Source organism: Streptomyces graminofaciens (assembly GCF_030294945.1).
GTDB lineage: Bacteria > Actinomycetota > Actinomycetes > Streptomycetales > Streptomycetaceae > Streptomyces > Streptomyces graminofaciens.
Window position 1 is genome coordinate 4,538,370 of sequence record NZ_AP018448.1, and the last position, 15,488, is coordinate 4,553,857.

The 15,488-nt window shown below is 71.4% G+C and carries 9 protein-coding genes; 2 read left to right on the plus strand and 7 right to left on the minus strand.

What is annotated here, in order from left to right:
* Positions 1-86: 86 nt before the first annotated feature.
* From SGFS_RS19185 to nsdA, 4 genes are all read right to left on the minus strand, one after another.
* Complete coding sequence (locus SGFS_RS19185; protein ID WP_286251890.1) at positions 87-2,537, minus strand: [protein-PII] uridylyltransferase; 2,451 nt, start codon at positions 2,535-2,537, stop codon at positions 87-89.
* Between the two features lie 26 nt (positions 2,538-2,563).
* Positions 2,564-2,902 carry a P-II family nitrogen regulator gene (locus SGFS_RS19190; RefSeq protein ID WP_003997576.1) on the minus strand — a complete coding sequence of 113 codons (339 nt, stop codon included), beginning with the start codon at positions 2,900-2,902 and terminating at the stop codon, positions 2,564-2,566.
* A complete protein-coding gene (locus tag SGFS_RS19195) occupies positions 2,899-4,248 on the minus strand; it encodes an ammonium transporter (RefSeq protein ID WP_286251895.1) in 1,350 nt (449 codons plus the stop codon). Before SGFS_RS19195 ends, SGFS_RS19190 begins: the two co-directional genes overlap by 4 nt.
* Positions 4,249-4,599: 351 nt before the next feature.
* Positions 4,600-6,075 carry a transcriptional repressor NsdA gene (gene nsdA / locus SGFS_RS19200; protein WP_286251896.1) on the minus strand — a complete coding sequence of 492 codons (1,476 nt, stop codon included), beginning with the start codon at positions 6,073-6,075 and terminating at the stop codon, positions 4,600-4,602.
* Between the two features lie 493 nt (positions 6,076-6,568).
* Between nsdA and SGFS_RS19205 the strand changes: the two genes are divergently transcribed.
* Positions 6,569-7,225, plus strand: coding sequence for a bifunctional DNA primase/polymerase (locus tag SGFS_RS19205; RefSeq protein WP_286251897.1), 657 nt, complete (start codon positions 6,569-6,571; stop codon positions 7,223-7,225).
* Between the two features lie 112 nt (positions 7,226-7,337).
* Here the strand turns inward: SGFS_RS19205 and ftsY are convergent, their stop codons facing one another.
* The gene (gene ftsY, locus SGFS_RS19210; protein WP_286251899.1) at positions 7,338-8,543 is read right to left on the minus strand and encodes a signal recognition particle-docking protein FtsY; all 1,206 of its coding nucleotides are present in this window, start codon (positions 8,541-8,543) and stop codon (positions 7,338-7,340) included.
* Positions 8,544-8,677: 134 nt separating this feature from the next.
* On the opposite strand from ftsY, the gene SGFS_RS19215 reads away from it, so the two are divergent.
* Entirely contained in the window at positions 8,678-9,649 is a 972-nt protein-coding gene (locus SGFS_RS19215; RefSeq protein ID WP_286251901.1) for an LLM class flavin-dependent oxidoreductase, read from the plus strand.
* A gap of 31 nt (positions 9,650-9,680) precedes the next feature.
* Here SGFS_RS19215 and SGFS_RS19220 read toward each other — a convergent pair whose 3' ends face one another.
* On the minus strand, positions 9,681-11,099 hold the full coding sequence (locus SGFS_RS19220) for a sugar porter family MFS transporter (protein ID WP_286251903.1): 1,419 nt from the start codon (positions 11,097-11,099) through the stop codon (positions 9,681-9,683).
* Between the two features lie 210 nt (positions 11,100-11,309).
* Complete coding sequence (locus tag SGFS_RS19225) at positions 11,310-15,335, minus strand: chromosome segregation SMC family protein (protein ID WP_286251905.1); 4,026 nt, start codon at positions 15,333-15,335, stop codon at positions 11,310-11,312.
* Between the last annotated feature and the right edge of the window lie 153 nt (positions 15,336-15,488).

Genomic DNA, 15,488 nt, shown 5'->3' on the forward strand with positions numbered 1-15,488 from the left:
AGTGTCTTCCAGGGTATCGGGCCCCGCAAGAGAATCGTCCCCGCCCGCCGGAGGCGGCGGACGGGGACGGGGGAAATGCCTTGCGGTCAGCCGCGCAGCATCTCCTCCAGTTTCCGCGCCACGCTCGCCGCCTCCCCGCTCGCGAGCGGCACACCGTCGCCGCTCGTCACATAGAAGGCGTCCACGGCGTTGGCGCCGAGAGTGCTGACGTGTGCGCTGCGCACACGTACGCCCGCGTCCTCCAGCGCCCGCCCGATGCGGTGCAGCAGGCCGGGCGCGTCCTGGGCCCGGACCTCGATGACCGTGGCGTGCCGGGATGCAGCCCCGGCCACGGTGACGCGCGGCGGGGGCGCGACCACGCCCCGACGCCGGGGGTAGGCCGCGTCCCGCTCGGCGAGCCGTCCGGCGATGTCCAGCGAGCCGTCGAGCGCGCGGACGAGGTCGGCGCGGAGGCGGGCCGCCTGGGGCAGGGAGCCGTACTCGGCGGCGACACGCCAGTTCAGCAGCAGTACGGAGCCCTCGACACCGTCCGGCAGGTCGTGCGCCCGCAGTTCGGCGGTGCGCACGGTGAGGCGGTGCATGGCGAGGACACCGGCGACCGCGGGCAGGACGCCCTTCTGGTCGGGTACGGCGATGAGGAGCTCCACGCCGAGGGGCTCGGGGTCGGCCTTGGCGTCCTTCTCCTCGGTGTGCGCCTCGGTCTGGGCCCGCAGCGACAGCACCGGCCCGCCCGTGCGGAACGCCTCGATGGAGAGCCGCTCCTCCTCGGCGGTGGGCGCGTCGGGCTCCGGCTCCTCGGGCAGATCCCCGGCGAACACCGCCGAGACCCGTTTGACCAGGTCGGAGACGAGGGAGGCACGCCAGGACGACCAGGCGGCGGGCCCGGTGGCCAGCGCGTCCGACTCCGTGAGCGCGTGCAGCAGTTCCAGCGTGCCCTGCGAGCCGACGGCCTCCGCCACCGACCGGACGGTCGCCGGATCCTCCAGATCACGCCGGGTCGCCGTGTCGACGAGCAGCAGATGGTGGCGTACGAGGGTGGAGAGCACCGCCACGTCCTCGCGGTCGAAGCCGATGCGCGCGGCCACGTCCTTGGCGATGATCTCGCCGGCGACGGAGTGGTCGCCGGGCCAGCCCTTGCCGATGTCGTGCAGCAGCGCGGCGACGAGCAGCAGGTCGGGGCGGTGGACGCGGCGGGTCAGCTCGGAGGCGCGGACGGCGGTCTCGATGAGGTGCCGGTCGACGGTCCAGATGTGCACGGCGTTGCGCTGCGGCCGACAGCGGACCCGCTCCCAGTCGGGGAGCAGCCGGGTGATGAGCCCCTCGGCCTCCAGCGCCTCCCAGACCTCGATGGTCGGCGGGCCGGAGCCCAGCAGGGTGACGAGCTGCTCGCGCGCCTCGGCGGGCCACGGCGTCGGCAGCGGCTTCGCGGCGGCCGCCATCCGGCGTACGGCATGCAGGGACAGCGGCAGCCCGGCCTGCGCGGCAGCGGCGGCGGCGCGCAGCGGCAGTACGGGGTCCCGGTCGGGCTTGGCGGCGCGCGCGAGCACGACCTCCCCGTCCTGCTCGACCACGCCCTCGGCCAGCGGCGACCGCTCGGCGACGGGCTTGCCGCCCCCCAGCATGGCGCGCAGCCGGGGCCGCACGGCGCGCGACCGCAGCACACGCCCCACTTCACGCCAGGTCACATCACTGGCGTACGAGATGACCCGCGCTGCTTCGTACACCTGGCGCAGCAGGGTGTCCGCGTCCAGCAGCCCCAGCTCGGCGGCGACCTGGTCCTGCTCCTGGAGCGCGAGCCGGTCGGTCGCGCGCCCGGTGGTGAGGTGCAGCGCGTCCCGTACGTCGAGCAGCCGGCGTCGTGCGTCGGCGAGCCCTTCGCGCGGGGCGTCGGCGAGCCAGGAGGCGGCGACTGCCCGCAGGGCGGTGGCGTCCCGCAGTCCGCCGCGCGCCTCCTTGAGGTCAGGCTCCAGCAGATACTGCAGCTCCCCCTGCCGCTCGGCCCGCTCGGCGCACAGCTCCTGGAGCTCGGGGAGGCGTTTGGGCGCCTGGTTGCGCCAGTCGGCGAGGACGGCGGTGCGCAGCCCGGCGGTGAGCCCGAGGTCGCCTGCGATGTGCCGGGCGTCCAGCAGGCCCAACTGCACCTTGAGGTCCTCACCGGCTGTCTTGCGGGCCTCGGCGGGAGTGCGCACGGAGTGGTCGAGCGCGAGGCCGAGGTCCCACACGGGGTACCAGAGCCGGTCGGCGAGGGCGGCGACGGCGTCCGCGTCGGCGCCGTCGTGGAGGAGGAGCAGATCGAGGTCGCTGCGCGGAGACAGCTCCCCGCGCCCGTACCCGCCCACGGCGATCAGCGAGACCCCGCGCAGCCCACCGGCTCCGGCGTCGAACAGGCCGGTGAGCCAGTCGTCGGTCAGCTCGGCGAGGGCGGCACGGCGCGGCGGCCCGGACCGCGCCTCCTCCTGGAGGAGGCGCAGCCGGGCCGCCGCGTAGCCGCTGGGTCCCGAGTCCTCTGCATCCGTACGTACGTCCGTACTCGTCACCCAGCGACTCCTGTTCTTCTGTTCGGTCAGAGCGCGTCCGGGCCGCGCTCGCCGGTCCGGACCCGTACGGCCGTCTCGACCGGGAGGGACCAGACCTTGCCGTCACCGATCTTGCCGGTGCGGGCGGCCTTGACGATGACGTCGATCAGCTGTTCGGCGTCGTCGTCCTCGGCCAGTACCTCGATCCGGATCTTGGGAACCAGGTCGACCGTGTACTCGGCGCCGCGGTACACCTCGGTGTGTCCCCGCTGCCGACCGTACCCACTGGCCTCGGTGACCGTAAGACCGTGCACCCCGAAGGCCTGCAGGGCCTCCTTGATCTCGTCGAGCCGGTGCGGCTTCACGACGGCGGTGATGAGCTTCATGCGTCCACCTTCTTGCTCGCGGCGCCGACCGGGCTGGAGACGGCGGTCCGGGCGGCGCCGCCACCCGCTCCGCTGAAGTCGTATGCGGTCTCGGCGTGCTCGGCCTGGTCGATACCGGCGACCTCGTCGTCCTCGGAGACCCGCATTCCGATGGTCTTGTCGAGGATGAAGGCGAGGATCGCGGAGACGATCAGGGAGTAGGCGAGGACCGCGAAGACACCGGCGCACTGCTTCCAGAACTGCGTCAGACCGCCGCCGTAGAAGAGGCCCTCGACATCGGACTGGCCCTTGCCGCTGGCGAAGAAGCCGATGAGCAGGGAGCCGACGACACCACCGACGAGGTGGACACCGACGACGTCCAGCGAGTCGTCATAGCCGAGCTTGTACTTCAGACCGACGGCCATGGCACAGAGCAGACCGGCGATCGCGCCGACGGCGATCGCGCCGACCGGGGTGACAGCGCCACCCGACGGGGTGATGGCGACCAGACCGGCGACCGCGCCGGAGGCGGCACCGAGGGTGGTGAACGCGCCGTGGCGGATCTTCTCGTAGATGAGCCAGGCGAGCATGGCGGCGGCGGTGGCGACCTGCGTGTTGACGAACATCAGGGAGCCGACGCCGTCGTCGTTGCCGAGCCACGAACCGGCGTTGAAGCCGAACCAGCCGAACCACAGCAGGCCCGCGCCGAGCATGACCAGCGGGAGGCTGTGCGGGCGCATCGGGTCCTTCTTGAAGCCGACGCGCTTGCCGATGACCAGGATCACGCCGAGCGCCGCGGCACCCGCGTTGATGTGGACCGCCGTACCACCGGCGAAGTCGATCACACCGAGGTCGAAGGCCCAGCCACCCGCACCCCAGACCCAGTGGGCGACGGGGAAGTAGACGACGACGGCCCACAGCGTGATGAACAGCGCCCACGCGGTGAACTTCACACGGTCCGCGAGCGCACCGCTGATCAGGGCGGGCGTGATGATCGCGAACATCAGCTGGAAGACGAAGAAGACCAGCAGCGGGATGTTGTACGTCGTCCCGGCCGAGGTCCACAGCTCGCCCTTGTCGACGCCGCTGAGGCCGATCCAGTCGGAGTTCCATCCGATGAGGCTGCCGGTGTCCTTGCCGAAGGCGAGCGAGAAGCCGAACAGCGTCCACAGGATGGTGACGATCCCCAGGCTGATGAAGCTCATCATCAGCATGTTCAGGGTGCTCTTGACGCGGACCATGCCTCCGTAGAAGAAGGCCAGTCCCGGCGTCATGAGCATCACCAGGGCGGAGCAGATGAGCATGAAACCTGTGTTGGCGGGCGACAGCTCTACTTTGTCTGCCGCCATCATGATGGCTGGAGCCATCGGCGTCTCCTCGTCATTGGTACGGCCCCGTGCGGGCGAAGCCTGGAAGCCTGAGCGGATTGAGGGGTGGGCCGGTTATGCGCCAAGAGATTGGCGCAGCGCGGTTTCGTTGGAAGCCCCTCGATGTTTCGCAGCCGTGACGAAGGCGCGTGTCGTGTTACACGTCGATGAACTGCCGGATTCCGGTCACGCCGATCGTTATCGTGACGCAACCTTCGGCAGAAGGACGGGAACCGGCCGCGGCAAGCCGTCCGATGACCAGGCATGGGGGAGCCGAGTCGGGCAGTCGGGACGGCCGGCCGCGGCCGGAGTCAAGGGGCCCTTGGGGCGGTGTGGCGGGCCCGGGCGGGGTCAGACCGCTTCGGCGGTTTCGGGGAGAAGGACGGCGAGCTGGTCGGTGAGGTCGACGACCGCGGCCAGATCGCCGAAATCACGGACGGCCGTGTCGACCGTTTTTCGGATACGAGTGTTGACGCGCTCGGAGCGGACCTTCCTCGCGATGTCCATGGCCTGCTTGGCCAGGGCCGCACCCTGCTCGGGCTCGCTCCGCAGCAGATGCACGGTGGCCATGCCGATCAGGTTCAGTGCGTACGACCGCTGGTGCTCCGTGTCCGTGGCGAAGAGGTCGACGGCGCGCTGCATCACGGGCTCGGCCATGGAGGCGTAGGTGGGGCTGCGGCCGGCCACATAGGCGAGGTCGCGGTAGGAGTGGCTGTTCTCGCCGTGCAGCTCGGCCTCGTTGAAGAAACGGATCCAGTCGGGGTCCGGGTCGTCCCATTCCTCGGCGTCGGAGAAGGTGTCCTCGGCCATCCGGACGGCCCGTTTGCACTTGCCGGGCTGGCCCATGTTGGCGTAGGCGCGGGCCTCCATCGCATACAGCATGGACTGGGTGCGCGGGCTCGCGCAGTCACGGCTGCCGTACTGGGCGAGGTGGATCAGTTCGAGCGCGTCGTCGGGCCGGCCGAGGTGGATCATCTGGCGGCTCATGCTGGAGAGGATGTACGAACCGAGGGGCTTGTCGCCCGCCTCCTTCGCCGCGTGCAGGGCGAGGACGAAGTACTTCTGGGCGGTGGGCTGGAGGCCGATGTCGTAGCTCATCCAGCCGGCCAGCTCGGCCAGTTCGGCGGCGACCTTGAACAGCGTGCGGGTGGTGGCCTCGGGCTGGGGCTCCTGGAGGAGGTCGGTCACCTCGTGCAGCTGGCCGACGACCGCCTTGCGGCGCAGGCCACCGCCGCACTGGGCGTCCCACTGGCGGAACATCTCTGTGGTGGATTCGAGGAGTTCCAGCTCGGGTTTGGACAGTCGGCCCGGGCGCCGCGCGGCGGCGGGCGACTCGGGCTCGGAACGCGGGGCTGGAACCGTGGGGACGAGCCAGCGCTGCATCGGCTCGATGAGGGACGGGCCCGCGGAGAGGGCCAGCGAGGTCCCGAGGAAGCCGCGCCGCGCCAGCATCAGGTCGCTGCGCGAGAACTCGCTGATCAGCGCCACGGTCTGCGGACCCGTCCAGGGCAGGTCGATACCGGACACGGACGGTGACTGGTGGGCGGCCCGCAGCCCCAGGTCCTCCACGGCCACCACACAGCCGAACCGCTCGGAGAACAGCTCGGACAGGATCCGCGGGATCGGCTCGCGCGGGTTCTCCCCGTCGAGCCAGCGGCGCACACGGGAGGTGTCCGTGGAGATGTGACTGGCCCCGAGCTGACGGGCCCTGCGGTTCACCTGGCGGGCGAGCTCGCCCTTGGACCAGCCGCTGCGGACGAACCACGAGCCCAGCAGTTCGTTCGGGCGCTTGTCAGCGTTCGTACCGCTTCCGCCGTTGCCGCCCACTGGAACGCCCCCATCCCTCAAACCACTTGTGCGCTGTATGCGCCAAGCCCTAACAGAATGCCGGTTACCGCGCCGTACGTCCGACCGTTGTCACCCATCGAACGGAAAGGCGACTTGCCTCCGGCATACCCACAAGCGCGTATGCCCCCAGGACCGTGCACTCAAAGTAATCCTACGATCACGCGTCCGGCCACGGCGATTCCAGAAACGCCACCATTCGCCACCCCTTCGAATGAACTCACGGTCGCTCGCACGCGATTCACTTGACACATGCGGAGCTGAAGCAGGCGGAGCGATGCATTCGAGGGCGCGTGTCTCCGGACACACCACCCGGGGCACCCCAGAGCGCCGACGGAAGCCGACCGCAGGAACGGCACGCGGCAAGGGATCGGGAGTAGGGACACGAGTGGGGACTCGGACGGGAACGGCGACACAGGGTCACGATCCGTCTCCGCCTCGTAACCACCGGCGCGCTGGACCCGTTGGAGGGGGCATGGGCTTCACGATCGGCGGCATTCGGGAGATTCGTTCCGGCACACGCAGGCGCGGCCGCTCCTCCGAGTGCACGGCCGTGGCCGAGTTCACCGGCCTCTGGGGGTGGGACGTCGTCCCCGGCGCGCGGGCGGCTTCGGGCGCGTGCTCGTGCGGCAGAACGACCTGCGAAGCGCCCGGCGCACATCCACTGGACTTCGCTCCCCCGGTACGCGCCGGGGCGACGCTCGACGAGGTGGCCGGGGCGTGGGCCGAGTTCCCCGGTGCCTCGATCATGCTGCCGGTGGGCCGTTCCTTCGACGTGATCGAGGTCGCCGAGTCGGCCGGCCGCCACGCACTCGTAAGGCTGGAGCGCATGGGCCTCCCCCTCGGCCCGGTCATCGCCACCCCCGAGGGCCGCGCCCACTTCCTCGTCGCCCCCGGCGCCGCTGCCGAGCTGCCCGGGCTGCTCTACCGCATGGGCTGGGACGACCCGTCCGCCCTGGACCTGCGCGGCCTGGGCCCCGGCTCGTACGTCACCGCCCCGCCCTCCGACCGCGGCGGCCTCGGCCCGGTCCGCTGGCTCCGCTCCCCCGCGCTGGACTCGGCGACCAAACCTCCGCAGGCGCGCCTGCTCCTCGGCACGCTGGCGTACGTGGCACACCGGTCACGGACGTAGGCCTCGGCTCTCCGACCTCCGCCGCGTATACAGCGAAGCGCCCGTCCCCGACTGCACCGTGGGGGCGGGCGCTTCCTTCGCAGGGGCACCTACGATTTTCCGCAGGAGGGGGTCAGTCTCCGATAAGGGCGTCAACGAACGCCTCCGGCTCGAACGGCGCGAGGTCGTCCGCGCCCTCTCCCAGGCCGATGAGCTTGACCGGTACGCCCAGCTCACGCTGTACGGCGATGACGATGCCGCCCTTGGCGGTGCCGTCCAGCTTGGTGAGCACGATGCCGGTGATGTCGACGACCTCGGCGAAGACGCGCGCCTGGACCAGGCCGTTCTGACCGGTGGTGGCGTCGAGGACCAGCAGGATCTCGTCCAGCGGCGCGTGCTTCTCCACGACGCGCTTGACCTTGCCGAGCTCGTCCATGAGACCGGTCTTGGTGTGCAGCCGGCCCGCGGTGTCGATGAGGACGACGTCGGCGCCCTCCTCGATGCCCTCCTTGACGGCGTCGAAGGCGACGGAGGCCGGGTCGCCGCCCTCGGGGCCGCGCACGGTACGGGCGCCGACGCGCTCGCCCCAGGTGTGCAGCTGGTCGGCGGCGGCGGCGCGGAAGGTGTCGGCGGCGCCGAGGACGACGTTCTTGCCGTCGGCGACGAGGACGCGGGCGAGCTTGCCGGTGGTGGTGGTCTTGCCGGTGCCGTTGACGCCGACGACCATGACGATGCCCGGGGTGTCGAGCGGCGAGTCGGTGTTGACCGTGCGGTCGAACTCGGGGACGAGGATCGTGAGCAGCTCCTCGCGCAGCAGGGCGCGCAGCTCGGCCGGGGTCCGCGTGCCGAGCACCCTCACGCGTTCGCGCAGCCGCTCGACCAGTTCCTGGGTGGGCTGTACGCCGACGTCGGCGGTGAGGAGGGTGTCCTCGATCTCCTCCCAGGTGTCCTCGTCGAGGTGCTCGCGCGAGAGGAGCGTGAGCAGCCCCTTGCCGAGCGCGTTCTGCGAGCGGGAGAGCCGGGCGCGCAGCCGTACGAGCCGGCCGGCGGTGGGCTCCGGGATCTCGATCGCGGGGGCCTCGGGGGCCAGGGGCTCCGCCTCGGCGACGGGTGCCGACGCCGAGCCGTCCGGGAGGTCCACCTCCTCGATCGTTCTGCGCGGTTCGTCGCGCGGCGTCTCGGCCTCGTCGCCGACGTGCGGCTCGGCCGGAGGGGCGGTGATGTCGGGTGTCGTGGGGGGCGCCGGGGGCAGCGGCTTCTTCCTGCGGCTGCCTACGACGAGCCCGCCCAGCACGCCGAGCACGACCACGGCGATGACTACAGCAAGGATGAGTTCCATAACAAGGCCAGTATGCGGGACCGCCCCGCGTCGCGTCCGATCGCCGTACGGGGGCACGCTGCCCTTCAATACTCTGGTTACTTGACGAACCGTCAGCTACCGTCCCCCTCCACAGCCGCCCGAAGGGGGTCCCCATGCCCGTCACGGTCGTCCGTTTCAACCTGGTCGAGCCCGACGCCACTCCCTCCTCTCTCCGGGCCCGCTACCGGGCCGCCGTCGAGATGGCCGCGTACGCCGATGAGCAGGGCCTCGGCACGGTGCAGACGGAGGAGCACCACGGGGTCGAGAACAACTGGCTGCCGTCGCCGTTCGTCTTCGCGGGGGCGGTGTTCGGGGCCACCCGGCGTATCGCGGTCACGGTGTCGGCGGTGATCGGCCCGCTGCACGACCCGCTGCGGCTGGCGGAGGACATCGCCGTGCTGGATCTGCTGAGCGGCGGCCGACTGGTGACGGTGGCCGGGATCGGATACCGGCCGGCGGAGTACGAGCGGGCCGGCGTCGACTGGAAGGGCCGGGGGCGGCTGCAGGACGAGCTGCTGGAGACCCTGCTGAAGGCGTGGACCGGTGAGCCTTTCGCCTACCGGGGCCGTACCGTCCGGGTCACCCCGCGCCCGGGCACCGAGCCGCATCCGCTGCTGCTGGTCGGCGGTTCGTCGAAGGCCGCGGCACGGCGGGCGGCGCGCCTCGGGCTCCCCTTCTTCCCCAGTGCGCATCTGCCCGAGCTGGAGTCGTACTACAAGGAGCGGCTCGTCGAGTACGGCACCGCGGGCTGGACGATGATGCCCGCCGCCGAGACCCCGCTGCTGCACATCGCCGAGGACCCGGACCGGGCGTGGGCCGCGTACGGCGGGCATTTCCTGCACGAGGCGCGGACGTACGCCTCCTGGCAGTCCGTCGGTGTGCGGTCGGCCGTGCGGTCGGGGGCCGCGACCGTGGAGGAGCTGCGGGCCGAGGGGGTGTACCGGATCCTCACGCCGGACCAGTGTGTGGCGCTGGGGCTCGACAACTACGTACTGCATCCGCTGGTGGGCGGGATGCCGGTGGAGGAGGGGTGGCGGGGGCTGCGGCTGTTCTGCGAGCGCGTGCTGCCCCGGCTCGACGGCTGAGGCCGAGCCGGGGTGGGGCGCGATCCGTCGATCAGCCCATCTCCTCCAGCGTCTTGCCCTTCGTCTCCTTCACATACCTGAGGACGAACGGGATGGAGAGCGCGGCGAAGACGGTGTAGATCACGTACGTCAGCGAGAGGTTCCAGTCGGCCAGGGACGGGAAGCTCGCGGTGATGGCCCAGTTGGCGATCCACTGTGCGGAGGCGGCCACGCCCAGGGCGGCGGCGCGGATCCTGTTCGGGAACATCTCGCCGAGGAAGACCCAGACGACGACACCCCAGGAGAGGGCGAAGAAGAGGACGAAGACATGGGCGGCGACCAGGGCGACCCAGCCCTGCGTGGCCGGCAGTTTGCCGTCGACGAGGTCGAAGGAGAAGGCCCAGGCCTCCAGGGCCAGGCCGAGGGCCATGCCCACGGAACCGATGAGGGCGAGGGGTCTGCGGCCGATGCGGTCCACGAAGATCATCGCGATCACCGTGCCGACGATGTTGATGATCGAGGTCGTGAAGGAGTAGAAGAACGACCCCGCCGGGTCGACGCCGACGGACTGCCACAGCGTGGAGGAGTAGTAGAACGCCACGTTGATGCCGACGAACTGCTGGAAGACCGACAGGCCGATACCGATCCAGACGATCGGCTTGAAGAACCAGGTACCGCCGAGCAGATCCTTGAACGTCGACTTGTGCTCGCTCTTCATGGCCTGTTCGATCTCGGCGACCCGGGCGTCCAGGTCGACGTCCCCGCCCTCGACCTCGGCGAGCACCTCGCGGGCGCGCTCGTCCCTGCCGACGGAGATCAGAAAGCGCGGGGACTCGGGGATCGCGAGGGAGAGCAGACCGTAGAGGACGGCCGGGATCACCATCACGCCGAGCATGACCTGCCAGGCCTCGAGCCCGAGCAGCTCACCGCGCTGGTCGCCGTCGGCGGCGTTCAGGATGCCCCAGTTGACGAGCTGGGAGATGGCGATGCCGACGACGATCGCGGCCTGCTGGAAGGAGCCGAGTCGTCCGCGGTACGCGGCGGGGGCGACCTCGGCGATGTAGGCGGGGCCGATCACGGAGGCCATGCCGATGGCGAAGCCGCCGACGATGCGCCAGAAGGCGAGGTCGTACAGGGAGAAGGGGAGCGCGGAGCCGAGGGCGCTGATGGTGAACAGCACGGCGGAGATCTGCATACAGCGGATACGGCCGATCCGGTCGGCCATACGGCCGGCGGTGGCGGCGCCGATGGCACAGCCGATCAGCGCGATGGCGATGACCTGGGCCAGGGCCGCCGATCCGATGTCGTAGCGGTGTCTGATGGCTTCGACGGCGCCGTTGATGACGGCACTGTCGTAGCCGAAGAGGAACCCGCCCATCGCGGCCGCCGCCGCGATGAAGATCACATGGGAGAGATGCTCGGGATGAGCTTCCCGCACTTCTGAGCCGGATGCCCGCGCTGTTCTGGTCACGTGTACTCCTCGTGCCACCGGCAACGCCGCCGGTGTGGGGGGAACCCTTCCCAGTGGCACACGGCTCATGCCGACCACCACCTGAAGGTAAAAGCAACGTTCCCGAGACTATGCCTTCAGTTTTCGAAGTCAACAGGCGGATATGAGCCAACAAAGGCAAGGCGGCAAGCATCCTGTGTTCAAGATTTGAAGGAATGGAAACGGGTCACGTCAGCGGAGCCGCTGGCTGATCACCTTCGACACGCCGTCACCCTGCATGGATACGCCGTACAGCGCGTCGGCGACCTCCATGGTCCGCTTCTGGTGGGTGATCACGATCAGCTGCGAGGCCTCCTGCAGCTCCTGCATGATCCGGATCAGTCGCTGAAGGTTGGTGTCGTCGAGCGCGGCCTCGACCTCGTCCATGACGTAGAAGGGGCTGGGCCGCGCCTTGAAGATCGACACCAGCATCGCGACGGCGGTCAGCGACCGCTCGCCACCGGAGAGCAGCGAGAGCCGCTTGACCTTCTTGCCGGGTGGCCGCGCCTCGACGTCCACACCCGTGGTGAGCATGTTGTCGGGATCGGTCAGGAGCAGCCGCCCCTCGCCGCCCGGGAAGAGCCGGCTGAAGACACCCTCGAACTCCCGGGCCGTGTCCCGGTACGCCTCGGTGAAGACCTGCTCGACGCGCTCGTCGACCTCCTTCACCACCTGAAGCAGATCGGCACGGGTCTTCTTCAGGTCCTCCAGCTGCTCGCTGAGGAACTTGTGGCGTTCCTCCAGCGCGGCGAACTCCTCCAGCGCCAGCGGGTTGACCTTGCCGAGCTGCTGGTACGCCCGCTCGGCCGCCTTGAGCCGCCGTTCCTGCTCGGCCCGGTGGAACTGCTTCGGCTGGTTCCGGGGATGTTCCGGGTCCTCGGGCAGCTCCTCCCCCTCTGCCGGGGGCGACGGCGGCACGAGCTGGTCGGGCCCGTACTCGGCCACCAGCCCGGCCGGTTCGACGCCCAGCTCCTCCAGCGCCTTCGCCTCCAGCTGCTCGATCCGCATCCGCTTCTCGGCGCCGAGCACCTCGCCCCGGTGCACGGAGTCGGTCAGCTTGTCCAGCTCGGCCTTGAGGTCACGCCCCGCGCTCCGCGCCTGGGTGAGTTCCTGCTCCCGGCGCGCCTTGGCGGTCTCTGCGGCGGTGCGCTCCTCGTCGGCGCGTACGAGGGAGACGTCGACGTGCGTGAGGAGCTGCCGGGCGCCGGACGCGACGGCCTCCGCGACGGCGGCCTCGTGCCGCAGCCGGGCCCGGCGCTGCTCGGCCCGCGCCCGCGCCTCGCGCTCGGCGCGTGCGGCCCGGTCGAGCGAATCGGCGCGCCCCGCAAGTCCCTTGACCCGCTCCTCGTGCGTACGCGCCTGGAGCCGGGCCTCCATCTCGGTCTGCCGAGCGTTGGCCCCGTCGGCGGCCAGCCGATCCCGTACGGAGGTGTCGGGCTCCTCCTCGACGGGCATCTCCTCGGCCACGGCGAGCCGTTCGGCCAGCTCCTCGGCTTCTTCCACGGCCCTGTCGAGCGCCTCCTGGGCCCGTGCGGCCGCCGCGGTGGACCGCTCGGCCTCTCCCGCGGCGCCCCTCGCCTGCCCGGCCAGCCGCCCGAGTTGCTGGGCGACCGCCGACTTCTCCCGCTCGGCCGCCCGGCGCCGCTCGCCCAGCTCCTCGACGAGTCCGGCCCGGCCGCGGCGCACCTCGACCGCCGCCTGCTGGGCCTCGGCCAACGCCTCGCACCGCACGGCGAGTTCCGCCAGCTCGGCCGCCGCCTCGTCGACGGAGGCCTGCACCTCCAGCAGGCTCGGCGCCCCGGCCGACCCGCCGTGCGCGAAGTGCGCCCCGAGCAGATCTCCTTCGGCGGTCACCGCGGTGAGGTCGGGGCGCGCGTGGACAAGATCCTCGGCGTCTTCGAGGGTGCCCACGACCACGATGCCGCGCAGCAACCGCCGTACGGCGGGCATGAGTTCGGCGGGACCTCGCACGAGGTCGGCGGCGAAGGGAGGGCCGGCGGCGCGTACGGCCGCGGGGTCCGCCGAGATGGGGAGCCGCTCGTCGCGGTGAGCGTTCTGGTGGGCGGGCCCGTCTCCGTGCGAGCCGGCCTGCACTGCGGTGGCAGTGGCTCGCGATCCGTCCGGGGCGCCGGGATCACCCGCCTCGTGCGCGAGGGCGCCCGGGTCTGCCGGTCTCGCGATGCCAGGGGCACCGACGCCGTTCCCGTCGCGCGCCGGGGCGCCCGCGTCATCCGGCCCCGCGCTGCCGGAAGCGTCCTGTGCGCCGCCGAATGCGGCGCCCGGCTCACCACCGCGGATCATGCCGGCCGGGTTCGCCCCGGCGATACGGCCGCTCTCGTCGGCCGCCTCGCCCCACCCGCCGATGCCTCGTATCCTGCTCCCGCCTTCGGCGTCCTCGGCGCCTCGCTCCGCTCGGGCGGCCTCGGCACCGGCGGCGTCCGAGGCGTCTCCCCGGCCCGAGCCCACGACCCCCAGGCGCTCACCGGCCGGCCCCTCCGGCGCCCCCGCCAGCAGCAGGGCGGCCCGTCCGGCGTCCTGTTTGCGCAGCAGGCGGATCGCTTCCGCCGCCGAGGCCGGGGTCGTGACCGCGATGGCGTCCGCCGCGGCACCGAAGGCTGCGGCCAGGGCGACCTCGTGGCCCGGGGTCACGGTCAGCAGTTCCGCGGCCGGGCCCAGCAATCCGCCCAGCCGGTCCTTCGCGCTCAGCAGCGCCCCAGTGCCGTCCTTGCGGCGCAGGCCGAGCGACAGCGCCTCGTGGCGGGCCTGGGTCGCGGCGCGCCGGCGTTCGGCGGTGGTGGTGGCCTCGCGGGCGGCGGTGAGGGCGGCCTCGGCCTCGGCGAGGGCCCGCTTGGCCGCCTCGTGCTGCTCGGCCAGGTCGGCGTCGCCCGCGTCGAGGCCGTCGACCTCGGCCTTCAGCGCCTCGTACTCCTCCTGAGCCGTGACGGCACGTTCCTGCGCCTCGTCGCGGGCGGCGGCGAGGCGGTCGATCTCGGCTCTGGCGGAGGCCGCGCGGGAGCGGGCGGCGTTGACCTGGCCGCCCAGGCGGGCGAGGCTCTCGCGGCGGTCGGCGATGGAGCGGGCGACGTCCTTGAGCCGGCGCTCCTCGACCGCCAGCTCGCGCTCCAGGTCGGCCCGGTGCGCGACCGTGTCCTCCAGGGCCCGCTCGGCCGCCTCCAGAGCCGCCTCCAGCTCGGCCTCCTGTTCGCGGATGCGAGCGGCCTCGCGCTCCATGTCCTCGGGGTCGCGGCCGCGCCGCTCCTCGGGGGGCGTGGAGGTGGCGCTCTTCACGCGGGCCTCGGCCAGGGAGATCGTGCCGCGTACGCGCTCGGCGAGCTGCGACAGCTCGTACCAGGTCTGCTGGGCGCGCTGGAGGCGTGGGGTGAGGCGGCGTACCTCGTCCTCCAGGAGTGCCTCCCGCTGGAGCGCCTTGCGCAGCTCGGCCTCGGCGGCCTCCTTGCGCTCCTTCAGCGCGGCCTCGTCGGCGACCTCGTTCTGGAGCGCCTGGCGGAGTCGTACGAGATCGTCGGCCAGCAGTCTGAGGCGGGCGTCCCGCAGGTCCGCCTGGATGACGGCGGCCCTTCTCGCGACCGCGGCCTGGCGGCCCAGGGGTTTGAGCTGGCGGCGCAGCTCGTCCGTGAGGTCCTGGACGCGGGCGAGGTTGGCCTGCATCGCGTCGAGTTTTCTGAGCGCCTTCTCCTTGCGCTTGCGGTGCTTGAGGACGCCGGCGGCCTCCTCGATGAAGGCGCGGCGGCCCATGGGGTCGGCGTGCAGAACGGAGTCGAGCTGGCCCTGGCCGACGATGACGTGCATCTCGCGGCCGATGCCGGAGTCGGACAGCAGTTCCTGGATGTCGAGCAGACGGCAGGTGTCGCCGTTGATCTGGTACTCGCTGCCGCCGTTGCGGAACATGATCCGGGTGATCGTGACCTCGGCGTACTCGATCGGCAGGGCGCCGTCGGAGTTGTCGATGGTCAGGGACACCTCGGCGCGGCCGAGCGGCGGGCGGCCGGTGGTGCCGGCGAAGATGACGTCCTCCATCTTGCCGCCGCGCAGTGACTTGGCGCCCTGCTCGCCCATGACCCAGCTGAGCGCGTCCACGACATTGGATTTGCCCGAGCCGTTGGGACCCACGACACAGGTGATGCCCGGCTCGAACCGCAGTGTGGTCGCCGAGGCGAACGATTTGAACCCGCGGAGGGTCAGGGCCTTGAGGTGCACGCCGCCGGACTCTACCTCCCGCGTCCATCTCACTCCATGAACGCACGGTTTCCCGCGGTTTCACCCATGAACGTGCAGGGCACATCAGACGTTAAAGAGAGTGAGGGCGTACCGGGCCACGGGGCCGAGGACTCGAAGCCGACAGGGGGACGG

Excerpts from the sequence above, each read along its gene's own strand:
- SGFS_RS19195 (WP_286251895.1), bottom strand. The coding sequence starts at position 4,248 with ATGGCTCCAGCCATCATGATGGCGGCAGACAAAGTAGAGCTGTCGCCC.
- ftsY (WP_286251899.1), bottom strand. The coding sequence starts at position 8,543 with ATGGAACTCATCCTTGCTGTAGTCATCGCCGTGGTCGTGCTCGGCGTG.
- SGFS_RS19205 (WP_286251897.1), top strand. The coding sequence starts at position 6,569 with ATGGGCTTCACGATCGGCGGCATTCGGGAGATTCGTTCCGGCACACGC.
- SGFS_RS19190 (WP_003997576.1), bottom strand. The coding sequence starts at position 2,902 with ATGAAGCTCATCACCGCCGTCGTGAAGCCGCACCGGCTCGACGAGATC.
- SGFS_RS19215 (WP_286251901.1), top strand. The coding sequence starts at position 8,678 with ATGCCCGTCACGGTCGTCCGTTTCAACCTGGTCGAGCCCGACGCCACT.